The organism is Paenibacillus sp. P46E, assembly GCF_001909095.1.
Classification (GTDB): Bacteria; Bacillota; Bacilli; order Paenibacillales; family Paenibacillaceae; genus Paenibacillus_AQ; species Paenibacillus_AQ helianthi.
This window is the reverse complement of sequence record NZ_LVYZ01000027.1, coordinates 64,974-90,436: the sequence shown is the minus strand read 5'-3', so window position 1 is coordinate 90,436 and position 25,463 is coordinate 64,974. Positions and strand designations below refer to the sequence as shown.

18 protein-coding genes, 1 other RNA gene and 1 riboswitch are annotated in these 25,463 nt (G+C 43.6%); of the genes, 3 read left to right on the top strand and 16 right to left on the bottom strand.

Annotated features, from left to right (window positions below):
* Positions 1-183 precede the first annotated feature (183 nt).
* Entirely contained in the window at positions 184-2,811 is a 2,628-nt protein-coding gene (gene adhE, locus A3849_RS06310) for a bifunctional acetaldehyde-CoA/alcohol dehydrogenase (RefSeq protein ID WP_074110630.1), read from the top strand.
* Positions 2,812-3,045: 234 nt separating this feature from the next.
* Here the strand turns inward: adhE and A3849_RS06305 are convergent, their stop codons facing one another.
* The 3 genes from A3849_RS06305 to A3849_RS06295 all read right to left on the bottom strand — a co-directional run bounded on the left by A3849_RS06305 (position 3,046) and on the right by A3849_RS06295 (position 4,408).
* A complete protein-coding gene (locus A3849_RS06305; RefSeq protein WP_074110629.1) occupies positions 3,046-3,432 on the bottom strand; it encodes a retropepsin-like aspartic protease in 387 nt (128 codons plus the stop codon).
* Entirely contained in the window at positions 3,429-3,686 is a 258-nt protein-coding gene (locus tag A3849_RS06300) for a hypothetical protein (RefSeq protein WP_074110628.1), read from the bottom strand. The genes A3849_RS06305 and A3849_RS06300 overlap by 4 nt, the downstream gene beginning before the upstream one ends.
* 488 nt (positions 3,687-4,174) lie before the next feature.
* A complete protein-coding gene (locus A3849_RS06295) occupies positions 4,175-4,408 on the bottom strand; it encodes a hypothetical protein (RefSeq protein ID WP_143191748.1) in 234 nt (77 codons plus the stop codon).
* Between the two features lie 257 nt (positions 4,409-4,665).
* Here A3849_RS06295 and A3849_RS06290 point away from each other — a divergent pair, with 257 nt between their 5' ends.
* Positions 4,666-7,110: a TOTE conflict system archaeo-eukaryotic primase domain-containing protein gene (locus tag A3849_RS06290; protein ID WP_074110626.1), complete on the top strand. Its 2,445-nt coding sequence runs from the start codon at positions 4,666-4,668 to the stop codon at positions 7,108-7,110.
* A gap of 154 nt (positions 7,111-7,264) precedes the next feature.
* On the opposite strand, the gene A3849_RS06285 is transcribed toward A3849_RS06290, so the two are convergent.
* The 4 genes from A3849_RS06285 to A3849_RS06270 all read right to left on the bottom strand — a co-directional run bounded on the left by A3849_RS06285 (position 7,265) and on the right by A3849_RS06270 (position 9,923).
* Complete coding sequence (locus tag A3849_RS06285; protein WP_074110625.1) at positions 7,265-8,008, bottom strand: MerR family transcriptional regulator; 744 nt, start codon at positions 8,006-8,008, stop codon at positions 7,265-7,267.
* 9 nt (positions 8,009-8,017) lie between these two features.
* Positions 8,018-8,752, bottom strand: coding sequence for an ABC transporter permease (locus A3849_RS06280; protein ID WP_074110624.1), 735 nt, complete (start codon positions 8,750-8,752; stop codon positions 8,018-8,020).
* Positions 8,749-9,468, bottom strand: a complete 720-nt coding sequence (locus tag A3849_RS06275) for an ABC transporter ATP-binding protein (protein ID WP_074110623.1) — start codon at positions 9,466-9,468, stop codon at positions 8,749-8,751. Before A3849_RS06275 ends, A3849_RS06280 begins: the two co-directional genes overlap by 4 nt.
* Before the next feature lie 101 nt (positions 9,469-9,569).
* Complete coding sequence (locus A3849_RS06270) at positions 9,570-9,923, bottom strand: nitrous oxide-stimulated promoter family protein (protein WP_074110622.1); 354 nt, start codon at positions 9,921-9,923, stop codon at positions 9,570-9,572.
* A gap of 614 nt (positions 9,924-10,537) precedes the next feature.
* Here A3849_RS06270 and A3849_RS06265 point away from each other — a divergent pair.
* Positions 10,538-12,919 carry a glycoside hydrolase family 94 protein gene (locus A3849_RS06265; protein ID WP_074110621.1) on the top strand — a complete coding sequence of 794 codons (2,382 nt, stop codon included), beginning with the start codon at positions 10,538-10,540 and terminating at the stop codon, positions 12,917-12,919.
* A gap of 399 nt (positions 12,920-13,318) precedes the next feature.
* Here A3849_RS06265 and A3849_RS06260 read toward each other — a convergent pair whose 3' ends face one another.
* The 9 genes from A3849_RS06260 to A3849_RS06225 all read right to left on the bottom strand — a co-directional run bounded on the left by A3849_RS06260 (position 13,319) and on the right by A3849_RS06225 (position 25,423).
* A complete protein-coding gene (locus A3849_RS06260) occupies positions 13,319-13,882 on the bottom strand; it encodes an RBBP9/YdeN family alpha/beta hydrolase (protein WP_074110620.1) in 564 nt (187 codons plus the stop codon).
* Positions 13,883-14,460: 578 nt separating this feature from the next.
* Positions 14,461-17,331, bottom strand: a complete 2,871-nt coding sequence (locus tag A3849_RS06255) for a bifunctional diguanylate cyclase/phosphodiesterase (protein ID WP_074110619.1) — start codon at positions 17,329-17,331, stop codon at positions 14,461-14,463.
* A gap of 71 nt (positions 17,332-17,402) precedes the next feature.
* Positions 17,403-17,498: riboswitch (cyclic di-GMP riboswitch) on the bottom strand.
* Between the two features lie 237 nt (positions 17,499-17,735).
* Positions 17,736-19,655, bottom strand: coding sequence for an ABC transporter ATP-binding protein (locus tag A3849_RS06250; protein ID WP_074110618.1), 1,920 nt, complete (start codon positions 19,653-19,655; stop codon positions 17,736-17,738).
* On the bottom strand, positions 19,652-21,466 hold the full coding sequence (locus A3849_RS06245; protein WP_074110617.1) for an ABC transporter ATP-binding protein: 1,815 nt from the start codon (positions 21,464-21,466) through the stop codon (positions 19,652-19,654). The genes A3849_RS06250 and A3849_RS06245 overlap by 4 nt, the downstream gene beginning before the upstream one ends.
* Positions 21,467-21,553: 87 nt before the next feature.
* Entirely contained in the window at positions 21,554-22,159 is a 606-nt protein-coding gene (locus A3849_RS06240; RefSeq protein ID WP_218619211.1) for a sensor histidine kinase, read from the bottom strand.
* 71 nt (positions 22,160-22,230) lie between these two features.
* Complete coding sequence (locus A3849_RS06235; protein ID WP_074110615.1) at positions 22,231-22,941, bottom strand: LytR/AlgR family response regulator transcription factor; 711 nt, start codon at positions 22,939-22,941, stop codon at positions 22,231-22,233.
* A gap of 335 nt (positions 22,942-23,276) precedes the next feature.
* Positions 23,277-23,617, bottom strand: a transfer-messenger RNA (tmRNA) gene (ssrA, locus tag A3849_RS06230).
* On the bottom strand, positions 23,606-24,652 hold the full coding sequence (locus tag A3849_RS32760) for a PIN domain-containing protein (protein WP_178382618.1): 1,047 nt from the start codon (positions 24,650-24,652) through the stop codon (positions 23,606-23,608). Before A3849_RS32760 ends, ssrA begins: the two co-directional genes overlap by 12 nt.
* 33 nt (positions 24,653-24,685) lie before the next feature.
* Positions 24,686-25,423: a DUF5131 family protein gene (locus A3849_RS06225; RefSeq protein ID WP_074110614.1), complete on the bottom strand. Its 738-nt coding sequence runs from the start codon at positions 25,421-25,423 to the stop codon at positions 24,686-24,688.
* Positions 25,424-25,463 lie beyond the last annotated feature (40 nt).

Below are 25,463 nucleotides of genomic sequence, written 5' to 3'. Positions count from 1 at the left end.
GACTGTGCTTAGTATGATCCGTCTTGGTAAATATAAAGAAGGTACATCTATGGGTAGTATGGGGGATATCGCCTTTTTTTTGCACAAGGTCAACACGGTAGAGGCTGGGAACGGGGATAATAACCCGAATGCAGGTAAAACTGTACTTGTTAAAAACGAGTAGAATGTCAGGGAGGGAAAATGATGGCTGTTACAGAAAGCCAAGCAGGAGGCAACGAGAGCATCACCGATAAGAAGCTTACCGCCCAGGAAGAGGTCAACCGTCTGGTTGCAAGTGCCCGGGCTTCGCAAGAAGCGTACCTGTCCATGAATCAAGAGCAGATTGACCGCATTGTGCAAGCCATGGCACTCGCAGGACTGGACAAGCATATGCTGCTCGCCAAGATGGCGGTTGAAGAAACTGGACGCGGCGTATATGAAGATAAAATCACGAAAAACCTTTTTGCCTCAGAATACATTTATAACAGCATCAAAAATAACAAAACCGTCGGGATTATTGAAGAAAATCTTTATGAGAATTTCCAGCGGGTCGCCGAACCGGTTGGGATTATCGCTGGAGTAACGCCTGTTACAAATCCGACCTCTACGACAATCTTTAAAACACTGATCGCCACGAAGACGCGAAATCCCATCATTTTTGCTTTTCATCCTTCCGCGCAGAAATGCAGCAGTGAATCGGCAAAAACGCTGCTGGAGGCAGCAGTAGCAGAAGGAGCGCCGCCACACTGTGTACAGTGGATCGAGAATCCGTCGCTCGAAGCGACACAACTGCTCATGAACCATCCGGATGTAGCTCTGGTCCTGGCCACAGGCGGCTCCGCCATGGTGAAGGCCGCCTATAGTACAGGAAAGCCGGCGCTTGGCGTCGGACCCGGAAATGTCCCTTGTTTTATTGAAAAAACGGCCGATCTCAGACAAGCGGTCACCGATCTTATTCTTTCCAAAACATTCGATAACGGGATGATCTGTGCTTCTGAGCAAGCCCTCATCATTGAGGATCCGGTGTATGACCAGGTTCGCAAATTGATGACGGACAACGGCTGCTATTTTTTAGATAAAACGGAAACAGAAGCGGTCTCGGGTTTGGTAATCACCGGGGAGAAATGTGCGGTCAATGGCGCTATTGTCGGTCAGTCCGCTTACAAAATTGCCGAGATGGCCGGTATTCAAGTCCCTGAGCACACGAAAATTCTTGTTGCCGAATTGGAGGGCGTGGGAACGGACTTCCCGCTGTCCGCTGAGAAACTGAGCCCGGTTCTGGCATGCTATAAGGTAACCTCCGCCGAACAAGGCATTGATCGTGCAGCGGAAATCGTCACTTTTGGCGGTCTGGGGCACTCTTCTGTCATTCACTCTAAGGATAATAAAGTGATTGAGGCCTTCGCAGAACGGTTACAGACCGGACGTGTAATTGTCAATTCTCCTTCAACACAGGGGGCGATCGGCGATATTTACAACACCAATCTACCGTCACTCACCTTAGGCTGCGGATCTTACGGCAAAAACTCAACCACCTCCAATGTAACTGCAGTGAACCTGATCAATATCAAACGTGTCGCCTACCGGAGGGTAAATATGCAGTGGTTCAAAATTCCGCCTAGGATCTACTTTGAAAAAGGGTCCACACAGTATCTTGAGAAAATGCCTAACATCTCCAAGGTGCTTATTGTTACGGACGCCATGATGGTTAAGCTCGGATACGTGGAAAAAATCGAATATTACTTGCGAAAACGCACTAATCCTGTTTCGGTTGAAATATTCGCTGATGTCGAGCCTGATCCGTCTGTAGAAACAGTGGAACGCGGGACCCGCATGATGGAAAACTTCCAGCCCGACTGCATCATTGCACTGGGGGGCGGCTCGCCCATGGACGCGGCGAAGGCGATGTGGCTCTTTTACGAATACCCGGATACCAGCTTCCATTCGCTAAAACAGAAGTTTCTGGACATCCGTAAACGGGTCTACAAATATCCGCGATTAGGGGTTAAAGCCCAATTCGTTGCGATCCCGACAACCTCAGGAACAGGCTCGGAGGTAACTTCGTTTGCGGTAATCACAGATAAAAAAGATGGACATACTAAATATCCGCTTGCGGATTACGAACTGACGCCAGACGTGGCGATCATTGATCCGGAGCTTGTGTACTCCCTGCCAAAAACAGCAGTCGCAGATACAGGAATGGACGTGTTGACGCATGCCATTGAAGCCTACGTTTCTGTCATGGCCAGTGACTATACCGATGGATTGGCACTGCATGCCATTAAGCTGGTATTCCAGTACCTGGAGAAATCTTTCCATACCGCGGACCCGCTTGCCCGTGAGAAAATGCATAATGCGTCAACGATCGCAGGCATGGCTTTTGCCAACGCCTTCCTTGGCATCAACCACAGCTTGGCGCATAAGTGGGGTGGTGAATACCATACGGCGCACGGGCGGACGAACGCGATTCTGATGCCGCATGTTATCCGGTATAATGCCCAGAAACCGTCAAAATTCGCATCATTTCCGAAATATAACTATTTCATCGCCGATGAACGATATGCAGAAATCGCCAGAATACTGGGAATGGACGCCCGCACCACGGAAGAGGGTGTGAACAGCTTGATTATGGCTATCCGCAAACTGAACCAATCCCTTGGCATTCCTGAGAAATTCCAGGATCTCGGCTTCGCTCCATCCGATTTCGAATCGAAAGTCGACTATCTGGCCGACCGCGCCTTCGAGGACCAATGCACAACAGCCAATCCCCGCATGCCGCTTGTCAAAGAACTTGCCGACATTTACCGGAATGCGTTCTACGGCAGATTTTAATACATTTACTAAATAAGCCTCTCCTAAGAATGGTGGACGAAACTACCACCACAGGAGAGGCTTTTTGTATGAAAGGCAACTACCATCTCGCACGTATCGCTCAAAACAACCGATCTAATGACAAAAGACACCCCTAAAGGTGTCTTCTACTTTACTCCATATGGAAGCCGAGGGGTTGACATGCAGAGCCACAATTCGGCGGGGGTTGCTGCTGGAAATGTACGCGATAGCCGTTTAGCAAACGTTAGTTTTCAGTTGCATTTCTTCAGTGTCAATCACAGCCCCTGCTTGTTTCAAAAAGTTAAAACCAAGGATGCCGTCAATCTCCATGCCATAGTCCATGTTCCCGATTTCCACTTGAAAATCCTTAAGTATTGCTTCATCGACTATAATCGAGTCCAGGTATTTGGTGTACACATACTCTACACCACCTACACCCCGTATAATATCAACGATATCATTTCCTTCAGGAACCATGCCAACCTCCTGGACGATATCCGCATTCAGAAGCGTACTGGCAGAGCCTGTATCAAGTAACACCTTCTCAAGCCTTAACTCTCTGCCCCTAAACACAACTGTCATACATACGAAGGGAAGCCCATAGATTTCCGTTATGTTCATCTTGGACCTCTGATCCCCACATATCGTTCTCGCGCCACAACCTCAGGACGGGAGGTGTGAAAAAAACAATACTCGCGATGTGGATCTTCCTGGTGCAACTCACTGTACCGCTTCAATGCTTTGGTAGAATCCTCATAGGAGTCGATCACAGACATCTCTTCAATAAAACGCTGGCCTTCCTTAGAATAAGCCTTAGTCGCCTCGAGAACGACCCATTCATTAGGAAAACGCTCCTGAACTTCATCCCATCGCATCTTGGACACCTCCGGTTGAATAATTACAATTATTATAGCATATCGGGCGGCATCTTCTAAACCAGAGTCAGACCTCCACCCGATCGTTCGAGTTCTTTAATAAAGCGGTTGTTTCTCTTCGCTCCGGAAAATGCTTTCCTACTGTGTCCATCCTTACCATTGATATACGACAGGCTCCCATTCCCTATTCCCCCTTTTCAAATCTAAAATACTAGTGTTTCTATTTGCTAGATTTAAAACAACAAATAATGACAGGTAGCAAGGGAGGTGTATGGCTACTTATATAGTGAATACGAATACAAAGGAAGTTCACAAAACCGCTAGGTGCTATCCTGAAAAGAATACTGGGTAAGCCATATAATTTAAATAAAATGAACCCGTACCTTGAAACCATATGGTTTAAGAGTACGGGTTCATTTTATGAAAGACCATACTTTTCTATTCTTTTCTTCTGTCAACCGTGTAGAACCCCTTTCCCAAAAAGGGCCTTAACACAAGTACAATTTCAAAGCTCCCCTAGCCCATGTAGGAATCTCTTCTCTGCAAAAGCTAATCTGTGAACGCTTGATCTCTGCCACAACCTCAGGTTCACTGGTGTTGTCGATAATGGTGACTTCATCTAAAATCTCCATGGCAGGCATCAGGTTACTTAAAGATTGGCAGTATCTCCACCGGATATCTTCTCCTGCAATCAATCTGGTCAGGATCAATAATGGTTCCAACATAATCCCTCATTTGAAAACACAATCCCTATGGTTAAATAATCCGTCCGTATAAGCTACTCAAGGTCGTCTTCTTCATCCATGTGTCCTAAATAATCGCTATACAACTCCATCATCCCATCTCCAAAACCCCAGCCAATATCCTGACTGCTCTGCATCAATTCGTTGCATCGATCTACAAACTTGGTTTATTATTTCCAGAATTATTACTCTGCAGCTTACAAGGTATAATATAAATAAAACGTGAGGACTAATCAATGGACAATTTGGAGGACAAATATAACGCGGCTTTGGCGCATATTAAAGAACTTAAACTAGAAATAACCCGGTTAAGAGGTCTCCTAGGAGTTCTGGATGACGACGATACAACAAGTACGAATGAACCAATAATGTCATATTCCACCTCCCCGGCAAAAGAAAGCAAAGAGACAACTGTTGGAGAAACTAATGTTCACCAGTACTCTACCGTAGAGGACAAGCTCGCTCTTTATAAGAGTTATTTTCGTGGCAGAGATGATGTATATCCGATTCGCTGGAGCAACAAACAAGGCAAGTCCGGATACTCGCCCGACTGCGCCAATGAGTGGACTTCCGTTTGCGAGAAACCCCGAGTGAAATGCTCAGTTTGCAAACACCAGAGTTTCCTACACCTTACAAGTGAAGTGCTGTCAGCCCATTTAGATGCAAGACAAGACCGAACGATTGGCATCTATCCAATGCTGCCGGATGAGACCTGCTGGTTTTTGGCAATGGATTTTGACAAGCATGATTGGAAGCAGGACGTTGCCGCCGTGATGCAGCTATGTAAAAGTCATGAAATCCCCACGCTGTTAGAGCGCTCGCGTTCCGGCAATGGGGGGCACATCTGGATTTTCTTCAGTCAAAATATTGAGGCGGCTACAGCCAGAAGATTTGGAATGACCTTGCTGAGTTTAACCATGAACAAGAGATATCAGATCGGCATGGAATCCTACGATCGCCTGTTTCCCAATCAGGATACGCTGCCCAAAGGCGGATTCGGCAACCTCATTGCTCTCCCCCTTCAAGGTGGGCCGCGTAAACAGGGAAACAGTGTCTTTGTTGATGAACGCTTTGAGCCCTATGCTGACCAATGGGGTATATTATCCGAACTTGGCAAGATGGGCGAAGACCAGGTGAAGCAATTTATATACAAGCACGGGGAGCGTGGGCTTTTTAACAATGACAGTATTACAGCGGGATCAGACCACGAAGCAGATAGATTGACCTTGTTACAAGAGCACCAGACTCAGATAGAAGAGGTTCTGATGGAACCTTTGCCTGCTGAAATACAGGTCCTACATTCGGATCGTCTTTATGTCCTCGAATCTGGACTTCCCTCAAGTGCAATTCATGCTCTGATCAAAATAGCTTCCTTCTCCAACCCGGATTTTTATAAAGCACAAGCTATGCGACTCTCCACCTACGGTAAACCCCGGGTCATCTCATGCGCAGAGGATATAGAGAATTATGTAGTTCTTCCAAGGGGATGCCTGCAGGATGTATTATCCTTTTTCGAGCAAAATCAGGTAAAAGTATCAATTGACGATCAACGTTCGTCAGGAACTTCAATAGAAGCGGAGTTTACCGGTACACTGACCACTATTCAGGATACAGCAGCCAGAGCGATTCTAAACCGGGATATAGGCGTTCTCTCGGCAGCAACCGCATTTGGTAAAACCGTCGTAGCAGCCAGCATCATCGCTTCAAGAAAGACAAACACCCTTATTCTAGTGCACCGCCGGGAGCTAATGGAACAATGGCAGGAACGTTTGCAGACCTTTCTCGAAGTTCCCAAACATTCTATCGGTATGATCGGCGGCGGCAAAAACAAAAGGACAGGTTTCATTGATGTCGCTGTCATTCAGAGCCTCAACTATAAAGGGGAGGTTAAACCCTTCGTAAGTGAATACGGCCAAGTCATTGTAGATGAGTGCCATCACGTATCCGCCTACAGCTTCGAACAGGTTCTGCGGGAAGTCAAAGCAAAGTATGTATTCGGCTTAACTGCCACACCTAAAAGACAAGACGGACAAGAAGCAATCGTACGGTTCCAGCTTGGACCAGTGCTATTGAAGGTGGATGCCAAAACCTTAAGCAGCTCCAGAGGATTTTCATTAAGGGTAGTCCCCCGTTATACTCACTTTCAGATCAAGTCAGGGGAACAGGCTTCCGGTATCCAGGACATCTATCAGCAGCTTGTAGATAACGAGGAACGTAACACGCTTATTTTTGATGATTTGCTTACCTGTCTGGATGAAGGCCGCTCTCCACTGCTGCTGGTTGAAAGGACCGCTCATGCTGAATATTTTGCAGAGAGATTGCAGGCTTTTGCCAAAAATGTAATTGTACTTAGAGGCGGAATGGGAAAAAAGCAGAGAGAAGCTCTACGCGCGCAAATCGCCTCTATTCCAGACGATCAAGAACGGGTAGTGATCGCTACCGGCAAGCTGATCGGCGAAGGCTTCGATGATGCCAGACTGGATACCTTATTTCTGGTCCATCCTATCTCCTGGTCAGGCACCTTGCAGCAATACGCGGGCCGCTTGCACCGAAGTCATGTGAATAAAGAAGAAGTTAAAATATATGATTATATCGACCTTCAGGTCCCTATGTTGATGGCGATGTTCAAGAAAAGAGTGAAAGGTTATCGAAAGATGGGATATAAGGGGGCAGAGTTGTAACAAATTGCATAAAAATAGAACGGGCGTGTGGAAACTAAGGAGAGTCGAACTGCTATCCGAAGATAACGGCACAAAAGTTTCTACGAGTATAGTTACAGTTTTGATGTCACCTATAGAATTAACGCTCTCTCTCGTGAGATTCATGATTACAATGTCATATCTCTCCGTTCAGTTTCACCCTAAGTATCCCTATAAGCTCCTTTGCAGACTCAATGGCTTGTTCCAATGAATAGACTAATCGATCTGTCACTGAAATAATATCTTCATGATCTTCAGGTGTGTTGAGCACTTTCCTGATATTAAGATTAGTCCACCTCATGTTCTCTGCTTGATTCATCAACCGAAGGATTGCACTTATCGAATAATGTGCCGTCCTTAAGGTCCGAATAATTTTCAATCGTTTTATTTCATTTTCTGTATATGCCCGGGAGCCATTAGAAAATCTATGGACTGTTATTAATCCATTGCGTTCCCAATTTCGAATCACTTCAGTGGAGAGATCCAGAACCCGAGCAGTCTCTTTGCGAGTATACGTTGGAGTAGGTGTAGACTTTATTCCACATATCCACTGCTCCGAAAGTTCAATAGCTTCTAGCGCCCGGTTATATTCCTTTTCTAGATGGGACAAATAGGCTTGTGCATGTTCTAGTGCTTGAGTAAAATCGGCTTTACCGCTAGCTTCAACTATGGCTCTAGCCTTTGCCCGAATGAGCCCTTGAACAATTTCACAACGAAAAGCGATTCTAGCTATTTTTAGTTGAAATAAATGCAAGTCGGAATACATGCGGTAGCCATTCACACCTCTCGGAACAGCAGAGATATATCCCCATTCTTCATAAATCCGTACAGTGTTGGGATGTACCCCGACAATTGCTGCAATTTCTTTGGTTTGGTACATCCCTCAACCCTACTTCCACTTAAAAAATTTGAATGACCCAATCAAGCTGATCACAGTAACAATGCCTAGAATCAAAAATGGCACTGTCATCCCCTCGGTTTCTCTACCTGTGCTTACCAGCTTTAATAAATGAATCCCATGTGACAAGGGCAATATATCCATTATCCATTGAACGAAACGTGGCATCACTTCATATGGAATGGTCGCACCTGAGAACAATAACATCGTAAAGTACGCAATAGAACTCCACATATTAGCTGCTTTTTGATCAGGTACGACACTGCCAATTAAAGTGCCAATACTGTACATGGCTAAAATAACAAAGGCATACACGCTCAAAAATATAAGCCAGGAGCCTATTATTTGATAATCAAAAAATAAATAATATACGAGAGTAACACCCATAAATGAAACAAGGGCAGAGGAAAGCTGAATAATACCTTGGGCGAATAAAATCTGTAAAGGTGATACAGGTGTCACTTGGAACCGTTTCAGAATACCCCGATGCCGGTAATCAGCAATGGTTAATGGTAGCCCCATTACGCCCGTTGCAAGCACACCAATAGTGATAACGGCTGCGTAAGATAATTCAAAATTAGATGAACCTGCCGATGCATCTTTACTGAGCACGTAACCAAACAAAGCCGCCAAAATGACCGGAAAGCATATACCGAAAATTAAAATATCAATGCCTTTCCATACCAGCTTACCTTCTATTTTTAAGAGCGTAAACATTGTACTCATCCCCAGTATTCCTCCTCACCGGCCAAAAATAAATATGCGTCTTCGAGCGTTGTTTTCCTACTAACGACTAACGCTTCCTGAATGGTTCCATGAAAAATGGTTTGACCCTCCCGCAGAATTAATATCTCATCACATAATGCTTCAACCTCATCCATGTAATGAGATGTTAATACAATCGCCAAACCATTTTCCTTCATTGTTGCGAGCTGCTTCCACAGCATACGACGTGCCTTTGTATCAAGCCCTGTTGTCAGTTCATCCAAAAAAACTAGTTTCGGTTCTGGAATTAGAGCAAGTAGTACAGCCAGCCGCTGTCGCTCCCCACCAGAAAGTAATTTAACCAGTTGCTGTTCCTTATCTGCCAACCCAAAGGTTTGTAGTAAAGCAGGTAAGTCAGCAGTTGTTTTATAGAGTGACCGCCATTGTTCGCATGCGTCGGAAACGGTTAGTTTATCTTGGAAATTGGTTTCTTGAAACTGCACACCAACTTGTTCAAATATCTCCTTTCGATTGCGTATTGGTGACTTACCAATGATAATAAGCTCATCATAAATGCTCTTTTCAATACCAAGCACTGCAGCAATGGTTGAAGATTTCCCCGCCCCGTTCGCACCTAGCAATCCAAAGGCTTGCCCCGGCTTTACTTCAAAGCTAATGTGATGGACAGCCTTTTTCTGACCGTATGTAACGGTTAAATTTCTAACCTGTAATACCATGTTCTAACCTCCTAAATAAGTCTTAGGACGTCAGTATAACAAATGGTCTATGGGGTGGTGTCTTACTGGAGGGTTTGAAACCAAGCAACTTGCTAAGATAGCTATCGTGAAATTGATTTTCTTAACTTATCCGGTATTGGGATATGCCTTATCGACTCCAACGGATGATACAGCAGCATCCATGGACCTGAAAAACGCATAACCTCCTTGATTTTTTGACGGTAAACCGGTGTATAACAATGAATAGAGCACTTCGCACAAGCCGTTTTCTCTTCACCGAATTTGCAGTGGGATAGTCTTTTCATAGCATACTCATTTACGTTCTGACATTCCTCACAGAGCTCTTTTTTATGATGTTTTTTCTTACAATATATACCGATCATTTTTGAAACAATAACTTTTTCTTTGCGGATTTTAGGGCCATCGTTCAACTGCTGCTCTGCTTCTGTCCTCATATAATGAAGCCTCCTTGACTTTTAGTTGGGCTACTTGGGATTTGGCAACTTTACATAGTGAGTGGAATAGTGTCTCTCCACTTGGTCGTTACCTGATTTCGAGAACCGTAGCGGATGTTTCGAACCCATTCCATTTCGATCAACCTCACTTAATTTATATGATCCTATTTTAGCAGATTGATTTCACTATGGGCGTAACTCTTAAATCGTGCTACTGAATGAAGATAACCCCTCATAAGCTTCTGTGAGTGTAACTGTAGTTTGGACATCCCTATCGCATTCCTTACTTCCTATCCATAACAAACACATACTCGACATACAGTGATTCTATCAGGCAATCCCAATAAAATCCTTTTAAAAATACGTATATCAAAAAACAAAATATTTGGTAGATCACCATAGCACCATAAGCAAGAGAGATAGCAATATTCATCTGAAGTGGAAGGGTGTATTAAGCTAGAAAAAACACTCAATATTTTGTTGCTTTTTTCTTAAATATGGGGTTATAGACTAACTGAAACTATCTTATAATAAAATTGGGATTGGATATTATACCCATTTGTGAACGCGCGTTTATAAATGGCCAGTTAACCACTTTAATAGGAGGAATGGTTATGCAATATGGTTATTTTGATGAAAAGAACAAAGAATATCTCATTACAAAACCGAATACCCCTGCACCTTGGGCGAACTACCTCGGATCGCCGGAATACGGCGCCATCATTTCTGGCAACGCGGGAGGCTATAGCTTTGTAAAATCTGGAGCAAACGGGCGGCATATCAGGTATCACTTCAACTCCAAGGACGAACCGGGACGCTACATTTACGTGAGAGATCTGGAGAACGGGGATTATTGGTCCGGCTCCTGGCAGCCGGTGGGCAAGGATCTGGAACAGTACAAATCTGTGTGCCATCATGGAACCGGATACACGAACATCGTCTCGGATTACGACAACATTCATACAGAATCGTTATATTACGTGCCGCTGAACAGATCCTACGAAGTATGGCGCATGAAGGTCCGCAATGATGGCTCCAAGGCCCGGAAGCTGGCACTCTTCGGATTTGTCGAATTCACCAACGATAACAATTACGAACAGGATACTGTGAACCTTCAATACACTTTGTTCATTTCACGGACCTATTACAACAACAATAAGATTCTGCAAGTGATCAACGAAAACACACCCGAGGAGCAAAGCTGGAGATTTTTCGGCGCTGCAGGTGCGGAGGTAACCGCCTACGATGGCGACCGGGATACCTTCCTGGGTGATTACCGCAGTTACGGCAATCCGTCCTCCGTGGAAAAGGGCCAATGTGCCAATTCGCTGAACTATAACACCAATGCCTGCGGTGCCCTGCAGATCAACGTAGATTTGCAGCCGGGAGAAGAGAAGGAAATTGCATTTTTACTGGGACAGTATGATGAGCGAGGTGCATCCGAAATTCTCAACCGCTATAAGGATCTGTCCGTTATCGACAAGGAACTTGAAGAATTGAAGGCATTCTGGCACAGTAAGCTTAACCGCTTCCAGGTCCAGACACCAAGCGACAATCTGAACAACATGATCAACACTTGGAATGCATATCAATGCTTCATCACTTTCATCTGGTCACGTGCGGCCTCCTTCCAATACTCCGGTCTGCGTAACGGACTCGGCTATCGGGATACCGTGCAGGATATTCAAGGCATCATCCATCTGGACCATGAGATGGCACTTGAGCGTCTGCGGCTGATGATCTCGGCTCAGGTCTCCAACGGCGGCGGTCTGCCGCTCGTAAAATTCAACCATAACCCCGGACATGAGGGCACACCCGACGATCCGGAATACGTGCGTGAGACCGGTCATCCTCATTATCGTGCCGACGATGCCTTATGGCTATTCCCGACCACCATCAAGTATTTGAATGAAAGCGGTAACTGGGACTTCACGGATGAAGTGATTCCCTATTCAGACCAAGGCGAAGCCACGGTTTACGAGCATCTGCGCCAGGCCCTTCAATTCAGCCTTGACCGTATGGGTGCGCACGGTATGCCGGTCGGGCTTCATGCGGACTGGAACGATTGTCTGCGTCTTGGAGCCAAGGGTGAATCACTGTTCGTCGCCTTCCAGCTGTATATGGCCTTCAAAGTGTTCATTGAAATCGCACAAAATAAGAGCAAGCCTGACGACGTAGTGTGGGCACAGTGCCTGCTCGATGAGCTCGATGAAAACATTCAGAAGCATGCTTGGGAGAACAATCAGTTCGTCCGCGGGTTCACCGAAGACAACTATACCATTGGGTCCTGGGAGAACGATGAGGCAAAAATTTGGCTGAATCCGCAAAGCTGGTCCGTACTAAGCGGTGCCGCCCGCCCGGATCAGGCGAAGCTCTCCATGGACAAAGTGTACGAGAATCTGCGTACCGATTATGGCACCATGCTATTCTATCCGCCATTCCGGAAATATGGTTTGCCCGTAGCACTGATGGCCCTTTTCAACCCGTCAACCAAAGAAAATGCCGGCATCTTTAGCCAGCCGCAGGGATGGCTCATTCTGGCGGAAACGATGATCGGCAACGGTGAACGTGCGTTCGAGTATTTCTTGAACTGCAGCCCCGCTAGCATGAATGATAAAGCCGAAATCCGCAAACTTGAGCCTTACGTACATGGTCAGTTCGTTGAGTCTAAAGATAGCCCCTATCAAGGCCGGGCACATGTCCACTGGCTCACCGGAACTGCCTCGACCGTGATGGTCTCTCTAGTGGAGGGCATCATGGGAGTACAACCACAGATCGATGGCCTTCGGATCAATCCGTGCGTGCCCTCCGACTGGACAGACTTCTCCATGGTGCGGGAATTCCGGGGATTGAAGCTGAACATTCAGGTGGAGAACAAGAACAGCGTACAAAAAGGAGTTACCCATATCGTCATTAACGGTGAGGAAATTCAAGGTGACCTAATTCCTCTCACCAAAATGCAGGCAGAAAACACCGTACGGGTTATCATGGGGTAAGACCTTTTTAATATGAATAAACAAGTGGACGTAACACTAGGGTCCTTCCTGTGCAAAATATTCAGCATGGCATGTGGCAAATTACTGAAACGCAGTTAGTGTACAATCTAGTTTTTAGTTACTTATGACTTGGCCATAAGGGCATGTAAAAGACACCCTCAGGTGTCTTTTACATTACTCCATATGAAGCTACGGGTGGGACGTAAGGAGCCATATTCTTCTCTCCCCACAACCGCAGGACGGGAGGTGTGAAATATCGGGTATTAACTTCTAAACCAGAATTGGATCAGTTTGGTCACTGACTTTATGAGTTCGTTTTTTACCATGATTTTTGCAATGTTGAGCTATAACCTCTTGATCAGAATCACTGATCATTAAGCACCTTGTTCGTCCACTCTTTCATAGTGTAACTTGCTGGTTTAAGCACACATCGAGAATCCACGGCCATGGACCGTAGCCCGCTTCTACGTTGATGTGACCCATTTTGGGCAACATAACGCAAGGGACCCCTAAATCTAAATATTGAGAAACATCTTCTACCGAACAATAAGGATCTGTTGAGGATAAAACAAACAGCGCCTTTTCCGCCACCGTTGCAATCTCAGCCAAGTTTTCCGGTACAGGGAAAAACGTCATCACAGGCTCATATTTCAAAAATGGCGAAGGCGGTGCTACCAGAATCGCTCGCTGAATTTTTCGTTTCGGATGTGAAGTCGCATAGTGAAACCACATAATGCACGCTAAACTGTGGGCTACAACGATTACTTCTTCCTCCTGCGGAATTTCTTCAAGAACAGAAGTTAAATAGTCAAGCCAAACATCCTTATCTGGCTGATCCTTGTCTGGAAAATCAGGAAAATAGACCTGTTCACCTTGCTTCACCAGCTCTTGCTGTAACCATCTTTGCCAATGATCGGGTCCACTGCCGCCGACCCCATACAAAAGAAGAAAACTTCTACTCATGATAACCATACCTCCACAATAGTCGTATAAAATTATGATTGCATCCTTCTCGATCCTGCTAAACCTTGTATTCTTCTTGTTTTAGATAAATGTCATTATACAGTAAAGCAAATTGAAATAATTCATATTTTACATGAGTAGATGCTCATGACATGTGCACAAGTGACCTCTCCCCCAACTTAACTTTAATCCAGTCAGTGAACTAATAAATAAGTATCCATAATCGAACAAGAAACGGCTACCGAAAACGGGTTGAGATCGGCACAATCCTCATCGCCGAAGGGAATTGTAATTCTCACTGTTTACGTGAAGGCCAAAGCCTCCCGTCTCCGTATAAGCTCAGTGAAACCCACTGTATCTATTAACCGTAAGCCTCAAAAACCACATCATAGTAAGCTTAATAACCGCCACGTATAGTCCAAAACAAACGATAAAACGAAAAAAGACACCCTGAAAGGTGTCTTCACTAATACTCCATATGGAGCCGAGGGGAGTCGAACCCCTGTCCGAAGATAACGGCACATAAGTTTCTACGAGTGTAGTTACAGTTTTGATGTCACTCGTGTATCGGCACTCCCTTATAAGAAGTTCCTTACCTCTTCACATTGTACTGGCTTGCTTATTAAATATCCCTGGACATCGTCACACTCCAATTCACGGAGCAAGTTCAATTGTGCCTCCGTTTCAACGCCTTCCGCGACAACTTTTAAACCGATGCCATGTGCGAGGAAAATGATAGCTTTCACAATGGAAACATCATTGGATTGGCTCTGAATGTTACGAACGAAGGACTGATCCATTTTAAGGAAATCGATTGGGTAGTTCACAAGATAGTTCAATGAAGAATACCCAGTGCCAAAATCATCAATGGAGATCTTAACGCCTAACTTTCTTATCTCCTGTAAAGTGGAGAGTACCTGATCTTCATTGTTCATACTTATATTTTCAGTAATCTCCAGCTCCAAGTATCGTGGATCAAGCTGGGTCTCGTTCAAGATGCCAAAGATGTTCCGAACCAAATCCTTATCCTTGAATTGCCTTACGGATAGATTAACGGAGACACAGACTGGCTTGTAGCCCTCATTCTGCCAAGCTTTATTCTGCGAACAAGCTGTCCGTAACACCCATTCTCCAATAGGGCTAATCAGTCCGCTTTCTTCGGCAATCGGTATAAATTCCGCGGGGCTAATCATGCCCTGAACTGGATGGCGCCATCGAATCAGAGCCTCTATTCCGATAATTTGGCCTGTCTTCAATTCCATCCGGGGCTGATAGAATAATTCAAACTCATGATTATCTAAAGCTTTATGAAGCATTGTCTCCAAGCTCATTTGGTTTGACAATGACGTATTAAGCTTCCCCTCATAGAAACTATAACCATTACGCCCTGCCTTTTTAACCATGTACATCGCTTGATCTGCATTCTTAATAAGTTCCATCCCACTGTCTCCATCCCTTGGAAAGAGGCTGATACCAATACTTGGTGTGGTATACACCTCGTGATCACTTAGCGAAATGGGTATCTTAAATGCCGCAAGAACAGCTTGGGCAATTTGTTCCGATTGTTCACGGGTCACATTGGGAAGTAAGGCGATGAATTCATCTCCACCCATTCTTGAGAGGATCGCATCCTGACCAAGACATTCTTGAACCCTCACAACTACCAGCTTTAATAACTGATCGCCATTTATATGACCGAATGTATCATTTACCATCTTAAACCGATCGAGATCGATGAACAGGACTGCGGCTGTATGACCATGGTCGCCGGCTTCCTCCAAGTAAGCTTGTAATCGTTGATTAAAGGAGACTCTATTGGGTAAGCCGGTCAAGCTGTCGTAATAGGCGAGGTGTTGAATCTCAGCAAACATGCTTTGAAGTCTGGTGGCCATATCCTTGCTGTTAGATATAAGCGTATTAATTTCTTTTATAAAGCTGCCTTTCCAGTTCACAATCTGGTTCTCGGCTATTTTCTCAGGTAAATTAGTGGTTGTGTAGGTTAAAAGCTTAATCGGTCGAACAATGATTTCACTGATTACATTAGAAATAAAAATAAATATCAATCCACAGGCCAATAAAATACTGAATATTTTTATGTAGTAGCTATACAAGCGGTCACGATAGGGGGCAATCGGTGTCTCGACAATAATACTCCAATCACCCATTTGCGGAATTGTCATGATCTTGAAATAGGAGGATTCTCCCCATCTGTTCATTGGATTTCTGATAGCATCCGGGAACCAGTGATACAAACCGCCAATTATTTCACTTACTTCGCCCCTTTCTGCCCAGTTATACGGGTTCATAACGGCCAGATCATCACGAGTACTCGCAATAACCCTGTCATTCCGGTCTACGATTGTGACATTCATTAGTCTATTATTCGCCAGCTTTTTTAACTCCGTTGTAACATAGTTAAGATTTAGAACACCTACGACCGCCCCTGTAAATTCGCCGCTAATCATAATAGGGGAGCCCACAACGACAATGGGTTCGGCAACGCAACCTCTTCCAAGAAACACATCGGAAACAACGAATTGGTGTTTTTCTCTCATATATTCAAAGTAAGGCCGATCCGAGAAGTTTAAGCCAATCGTTGAATTTCCTTTGTTATTTAGTAATGGAGAGAACAGCTTTGTAACTCCGTTGCGATCAGCAATGTATGAAGTAGTAAAATCCGGATATAACGCCAGTAGATAAGCCATTTGGCGCTGCAGTGAATCCATCTCTTCCATCCTATTCTCAGCCGCCACCATCGATAAAGTATTCACTGCGGCAACATGAACTTCTCCCCACTCTGTGAGATCATTGCGGATGATAGCGGAATCTCGTTCAGTCTCTGACTTTATTTTTTCATTCATGTTGTGATACTGTTCATGACCGATCATCACCGTCACCAGAAGCAAAGTTATAAAGGCAAACGTGACAAATATGTTGAAAAGCACATCATGAAGAGAGCTCGACATCTTGCGTTTTTGGAATGATGGCCATTTAATAAGAGGCAGATAAGTAAAGATTAAACTGGAAATCAGTACATTTAAAATACCATTCACGGCATCCTTAAGCACAACCAGCAAGGAAGCGGTGAAATTCATATCCAGGGCATAACGATAGAATACCCATATGAGAGGCATCCCTAAAATCATCCAATATAGGCTATCAATAAGAACAATCCTTTTCCCTCTGTAGAAGACGCCGACAAATAAAGTTTCCAGCACAAAAACAAGCATAGCGTAAGGGTGATTCCAAAGAAACAAAGTGTAACCATTTACAATAGCCGATGCCACTAAAGCCCATTTAAGACCATATATCCGCAATATCAAAAAAGTAAATATACTACCGAAGATAAAATTGACCCCCAGCAATAGGGATAGGTTGAGCATATTACCTAGTAGTCCAAAAATAATCAGAGCTATGATAAATACAATCGACTTTTTAAATATACTCAATGTTCCCCCACCTTATGAATCAGGCCCATTGCAACAAAAAACCTCTCCCGAAAAGGAGAGGTTTCCTTGCCTTCGGTAACTGGCTGGCATAACATATCCAAATTGGAAATGTAATAGCCCCTGTAGTTTTGCGACCCCGTTTTTCAACGAGTGTGCCCTATTATTATTGAGATTATCTGAAAGAAAATACATTATTCGACATTAATCTACAAGCTGACACTAATTATAATTTATACTGCTGAGTGTTACAACCAATTTTTACATTTCTGTATGGCACCATTCATCTCAACGCCACGTATAATTCAAAACAGCCACTAAAACTAAAAAGACACCCCTTAAGGTGTCTTCACTAATACTCCATATGGAGCCGAACCGTGGCTTGTTAAATCCACAATTCGCCGATGTCACATGTTAAGATGTTTAGATACGCTGTTCTGTTCTACCACAACGTCATTATTTACCTCATAATACTGCGCTTGAGCATACCATAGCTCATGGTACTTTCCGCTCTTGTTGGAAACTAGCGCATCATGACTGCCTCTTTGAATTAGCTCGCCTTCGTGAAATACAGCAATATCGTCGCAGAAGCGGCAGCTAGATAGACGGTGCGAGATGTAAATTGCCGTTTTATTGCCGACGATCTCGTTAAATTTCGAATAAATCTCAAATTCGGCTACCGGGTCGAGTGCGGCAGTCGGCTCATCAAGGATGATAATCGGTGCATCCTTATACAGCGCGCGTGCTAGCGCAATTAATTGCGCTTCTCCACCGGAGATTTCTACACCCTTTTCGTCAAAGTCCTTGTATAAGCATGTTTCAGTTCCGCTCGGCATTGTGCTATACCGCTTCATGAAGCCCGCTTCCGTTAGGTATGCCTCAACCTTGGCCTTAGAGTAATCGACCCTGGTCGCTACATTCTGACCTAAACTGAATGAAAACAGCTTGAAATCCTGAAAAACAACCGAAAAAATCGACATATACTCTTCATGACTATACTTCTTAATGTTAATACCGTTGAGTAGAATTTCCCCTTCAGCCGGATCATATAGCCGACAAAGCAGCTTGATGAAGGTTGTCTTACCGCTTCCGTTCATACCCACAACCGCGAGCTTTCCGCCAACTTTAAATTTGAGCGATACGTTACGAAGCGTCTCCTGTTCTGACGAAGGGTATTTGAAGGAGACATTTCGAAACTCGATTTCGTAATCATTATCGCCATCAACGCATAGCGCACGCTTTTCAACGGGGAGCGAACCCTGGTACATTTTTGAGGGGATATCTAAAAAGTCGAAATAGATCCTCATACTTTCGTTATTTGCGCGAAGTACAGCGAGCTCAGTCATGAAGCTTGTAAAAGCGCCGGTAAACTGATTTATGCTTCCCACATACTTTACAATAGAACCAACCCCGAACAATCCCGCCAATGCTTTTAATCCGACAAACAGATAGACTAGGGTCGTGATCAAAACTGTCGAAATCGTAGTACTGCCCGAATATTTCATTTGAATTTTAGACAGCTTGCTAAACACCACATTAATGTCATTGTACAACGCCATAGATTCGCTTTCGATTAATGCCTTCTGATTATAGATCCGAATGTCTTTTCCTGCGCGATAGGCAGGGAGATAGTTGTTAAAATAATAATTGAATACCCGGTTGAATGAGATGATTCCACTCGCAGTTTGATGCATCTTTTGAGTCATGTTTGCATTTGCGTACATACTGACCATAACATTTGCAAGAATGCACGCCCCCAAGATCATCGAAGAGATTGATGATGATGCAAAGCCGTATATCCCCGTCAATTCGTGGCTGGCGTTTAGTGTAAACAACGAAAAAGTAAGCACTACCGAGAAGACAATGACAAACAGACTTTTGATGATCTCCTGATATGAAAAAAATAGCCTCCATATTCCTCCGCTGTTGATATTGCGGATTTCGTTAATCTTCTCTCTCAAACGGTGTGTCTCAGGATTTTCGACGCTTGTGTAGTCCATGTCTATAATTTTCTGGCTCAATCCCATTTCATATTGGTGTTTAAACTCCGCCTCTAAAGTAGAGATGAGTCTGCTCACTAATCTGATAATCAGAGCAACTATTAAATTTAATGATATGGTAATGGCAGCGTACTCGATTAAAGATTGAAAGGATTTCCCGTCGACGATACCGTCAATAATAAGCGCAGACATATAAATATTGACAAAGGGAGAGACCGCATCAAAAATCGCTCTGAGAACAATCAGAGAAAGCAGCCATGGACGGATTCGGCGGATTTCCTGCAGTCCTTTGACGATGTAGCGAATATCATCTATCAAATGCCTCATACTTCCACAACCTCCTTGTAGTAGTGACTTTGGAGGTTGAAGAGATCGGCGTATTTGCCTCCAAGCTTCATAAGTTCACTATGGTTGCCTTCCTCGATGATCTCACCATTTTCAAGAAAGAGTATTCGGTCGCAGAAGCGAGTGCTTGATAATCGGTGGGAAATGAATACCGAAGTTGCGCTTGATGTTAATTCGTTGTACTTCAAATACATTTCGTTCTCCGCAATCGGGTCGAGTGCAGCAGTCGGCTCGTCTAGAACGATGATCTTGCCACCTTTGTATAGCGCTCTTGCCAGCGCAAGCTTTTGTTTTTCGCCGCCTGATAAATCAATAGCGTGGTCGTGAATGCTTTTTAGCAGCACGGTGTTTTCTCTATTCGGCAGACTCTGCACCTTCTCATACAGCCCCGACAGCTTCAATACCTGTTCGAGTCGTTCGCTATCTATTTGCTTTTCCTCGCACAAGGCGATATTTTTCGCAATCGAAATCGGTAGTAGACTGATATCCTGGAACACAACCGACAATAGCGTGTAATAGTCATCACGACTATACTCGGTAATATTCACATTCCCTACCTTTATAACTCCCTCTGTGGATTGATATAGACCACATAGCAGTTTAATCAGTGTCGTTTTACCTGCACCATTAAGCCCTACCAGAGCAATTTTTTCTCCTTGCTTCACTTTAAAGTTTAAGTTCTTTAAGGTATCGCTTTCACTATTTGGATAGCTGAAGGAGACATGATCGAACTCAATTTCCGGGGAGCTTAATGGTAATTTCACGCCTTCTCCACGATTGAAATGGTCAGGCATATCAAGGAATTCGCGTACATCGCAAAAGCCGAGACTTGTCTTCTGAATCTCATTGTAGGAATCGACCAAGCCGAGTAGCCAGCCGGAATATTGGGAAATTAGCGCAAAGTATAGCACAAACTCCGCCACCGTAATCTCGTTCTGGGTGACTTGGTAAATCAATACTCCGTATACGATCCCGTCTCTAATAAAGGTCATCATTGCCGACAACGTATCAATGCCAAAGCCGCGTTTTTCTGTTTTCTTGATCCAGTGCATCCGATCTGTAAGCAGCCTTGCGAATACATCTTTAAACCAGTTGGACATGCCATAGAGACGCATATCCTTTGCAACCTCAAAATCTCCAGCCTTATTGCTAATGTAACCAAGCCTGCGATCGATCGGCACCCATTGATCTTTATTCCGATGTACCCAGTAATTGTGGCTCTTATTGACATAATAATTGACTATAGTCATCACGCAGAGCAGCAGCACAAGCCACGGGCTAAGCGCAATAATCAAGGCCGAATAAGTGATAAGGCCGATAGTATTAGCGCAAATATTGACGAATTGAGAAAAAAGTTGCTGTGTTCCGCCACTATCGTTGCCAAGTGTATTTAAGGCCTTCTGCATTTTGGTTTGCCCGTCAGGGTCTTCGATGTTGTCATAGTCCGTATCCATGATTTTATTACCACTCATATTAATATATAAAAAGCGATTACCGTAGGATCTCCATGCGATTATGGCGGTCATAAAGTTATTCAGCAAGTGAAGCGACAATAGTGCGGCTGATATAAACAACACATAAGTAACCAAGGTTCCTGCAGACGAACCATTCGACACAAGCTCCACTACAAATTTGGATAAATAAGCTCCGAGCAACGGCAATAGCACGACTATAGGGATTCGCGCCAAGATCGCCAAGAACAGTGCTTTGTCCACATGCCAAGATTTACGCAGCAGAAATAGGACATTACTTGGCAATGAATATAATGGCTTTGTATTCTTCTCTTTTTTCATCGACATACCTCCTTGCCATTAGGCTAACAGATCATGGAAAGGGACGACTGATTATTACATGAATGGTTAACATTCAAGCACGAATGGTTAAAGCGGCAGCATAACCTCCGTAGCAAACACACCTTCTTCATGCTGACGGTTGACATAACCATTGTATTTATCTGCGATCCGATCAATCCGCATCAGCCCGAAGCCATGGGTAGCGCTGTTTTTAGTCGAGATGAAGGCTTTTCCGTTTTTGATTACTTCTCCACTAACTGAGTTCGATACTGAAATATATAATTGCTCCTTCAATACTCCGATATATACGCGGATATAGCGTTCGGATGGGATGGGTTGTTTCAGGCATGCTTCCATTGCATTATCAAGCAGATTTCCGATGATCACACAGAGGTCAATTTCGGAGATTTGAAGCTTGCTTGGCACAGTTGCCCTTGCATTGACAGAAATATCTTTTGTGGCAATAAGCGACAGCTTACTGTTAAGAATCGCATCTATTAAAATATTACCAGTCTGGAGGACTGTATCGACAGTCGATAAGTCCGTATCGAGTTTACCGAGATACTCCTGAAGCTCGGTCGTTTGACCGAGTGCAAGGTGCGCCTTCATGGTCTGAATATGATTATGGTAATCATGTCGCCAGCCGCGCATCTGCATGTACATATTTTGCACTTCGTTAACGTGCTTTGCCATAAGATCATTCTGATAGGCAGAAATACGGCGATCTAGCATTCGGCCAAAAAGAAAATTGGCTAGCCCCATCTTCATTCCCCTTTAAAAAATTGGATAAAAGCCTGATTTACCTTGTCATACGATCGGCGTGAAAGCGGCAATACCCTATTGTTATCAAGTATGACTTCTGTTTTGGTAATTCGTTTGATATGCCTAAGACCAGAAATATAGGATCGATGGCAGCGGATAAAGCCTTCTTCAAGCTGATGTTCGATCTCGGTAATGGATTGCTTTACATTGTATAGACCGTCAGTCGTCTCAATGGCGACAGCATGAGCAAACGCCTCGACACAAAGGATATTATTAACGGGGATACGTACGCTCTCTCCATTGATGTTCAGCATGATTACGCGTTCTGCTCTGCTCAGACTTTTGTACGCCTTGTCTAGCACAGAGAATAATTTCTCTTCATTCACAGGCTTCATTAAATAATGCAAAGCCGATACCTCGTAGCCCTGCGCCATGAAATCGGGGAACCCCGTAATAAACACAATCTGCATCGATTCGTTGTCACGCCGAATATGATGCGCAAGCTCCACGCCGTTCATTTCCCCCATCTCGATGTCTAAGAGCAGAATATCCGTGTTCTTATCTTCTGTATAGCGAAATAGATAAGCCTCGGCCGATTCGAAGGTTTCAATGATCACTCTCTGCTTATTCGCCACAGCCCACTTATGTATAAGCATAGCTAAATATTTGATTTCAACTTGTTCGTCGTCACATATTGAGATATTAAGAATCACTGCTTGTCCTCCGCCAGAATAAATTACGTCTTCCAGAATACAGATACTTTATCAATTGTAAATTATTTCACCTTTACATCTGATTATAACAGACTCTCATAAGATTAAGACCATAGGCTGACTCTATGCCCAGGAGAACTAAAAAGGTGAATTCTATCAAAAAGGAATGTTCTTTTAGAACATGAGCGATCGTCTATAACGTATGCAACCCTCTTGAAATATCTACTACAAACTCTACTTCTTACTTACCGTCCATCCGTAGATGGTAAGCAATTAACAAAATTCTTCTTAAGGATAAATAAAAATCCACAACCTCATGCGGTTGTGGATTTACATGGTGAAGGGGAGGGGAGTCGAACCCCTGTCCGAAGATAACGGCACATAAGTTTCTACGAGTGTAGTCACGGATTTGATGTCACCCTAGAAGCCCCCCGTAACCGGGTCCCCTTCGGGTCAGCCTGATTATCTTCTTCAGCTCACCCCAGGCGGAGATGAGACAGCGTATTCCACTATTTGTTAGCCCCTATCCCTGTCACATGGACGATGCAGAGTAGAAGCACGCACACAGTTTCTTAGGCTGCGAAAGCGTAGTTGTTTTGTTGTTTGCCGTTTAATAGGCTTTAGCGTTGATAAAGCGGACGCGTCCCCACTACTTTAGCATCATTTAATATTCATCTTTATTTACATTAATAGAAAGATACTGATTAGTAATCTTGTTAGAGATAATATCAAACTCAGTTTTATCATTAATGTTGAACTCTATTTCCATTGAGAAGGACACTGTAATATCATCCTCCACACTAAAATTATTATAATTCCGAATTATATACTTGCCCTCCTCCTTATCATAATATGAATCATTATAATCAAGAACAGACACATCCGCCTCGATATCAACTTGAGCATCAAAAGTTAATGTGGCTCTACTATTATTAATTGCTACAATATTGGGTTCATTTATTATTTCTACTCCTGTCACTTTGATGCTATCGACATCGCCATCGTCGTCCCAGATATCAAATATGAAGTCTTCAATTTCCTCTTTTATAGATTCTTCTAGTAATTCTCCATGAACCAAAAAAGCAGAAACAATAAATGAATGCTGGTGTTCACTATCGCTAACTAACAAATCTATAAATTCGTCAATGCTGCTTAAATACGAAAGCCTAGAATTGTCAGCACAATACTCAGACAAATCGTTATCGGTGCTTATTATGTACATATTCTGATTATTATCTCCGCACCATTTGTCCAATGCAAGTAATGATATAGCATCTGGAAATTCCGATTTTTTCTTATTGCTGAAGGGAGCTTGCTTATTGAAATATAATGACATTAATGATCTCACGGAAATCCCCTCAACTGAAACAATAGTTGTTTCCGTACTCTTATTGAAATCTTCGTAATTCCCTATAATTTCGCCAGCCACGTTGTCCAGCCTTTTTCTATCAAAAATCGCGTTATAATCAGCTATATTACGAAGAATTCTCCCTTCTTTCCTTATACTATTAATTGGAGCTCTTGCTTCGTCTACCATGTCTTGTATATTAGAAATAATCTCTTGTTTTGTTACCTCAGTTGTAAATATAGTAATATGCTCATCCTCTGAAAGTTGTACAAGTCGAGTAAGTAAAAAATTTTCAAAATCGAAATTCATTTTGATAAAAGTAGAGGTATCTAAAAAAATATTAGTGGTGAATAAAGAGTCCATACTTTTCCTCCTATCTTTAATCTCTTAAGAGTTTTAATTGTCAACAACCTGCATTTGAGATTCTGATGGATACTGACTCCATACCTCTCCTTCTAAGATTCTTCCAGTGCGATGCTTCTGCACACCACCCCACTGTTTGAAGAAAAATGCAACTTTTTGGTCGAGACATTGATCACGAATACTTGTTGCCCACTCCTCTTTCATTGGTCTTGCCCCAAAACCTGATTCCCCGCCAACTATAACCCAATGTATACCATTAAGATTTAAGTTGTCTAAAGGACCCAACAACGGCTCCAAGGATAAAAACCTTCGATTTGCTGGCACCTCTCTCAGATGATCTATTCGAAACGTTACACGCTCATTTTCCACACTTACTCCTTGCCAGACATTTGAAGGCCAGGGTAAATCGCGAGCAAGATTCATCAACCGTTCAGATCGCTTGGTGAGTATTTGGAATGTATGCCAATGGGCTTTTTCCATTGTTTCAAAAACCTTTAATATAAATTCATACGGTACATCCTCGTGGAATAAATCGGACATAGAGTTTACAAAAATTCTTTTCGGTTGTTTCCATGTTAATGGAACCTCAATAAGATCATCATGCAAAGTTACATTAAAACCATTCAAATATCTAGGGTTACCCATTGCATGCAAGCGTTTAGCCATAGTTAATGCATAACAATTCTTGCATCCCTCAGAAACCTTGGAGCATCCAGTCACGGGGTTCCATGTCGCCTCTGTCCATTCAATATTTGATTTTGATGCAGACATTTCTCCGCCCCCTCTCGGTGTAAATTATATCATATATACA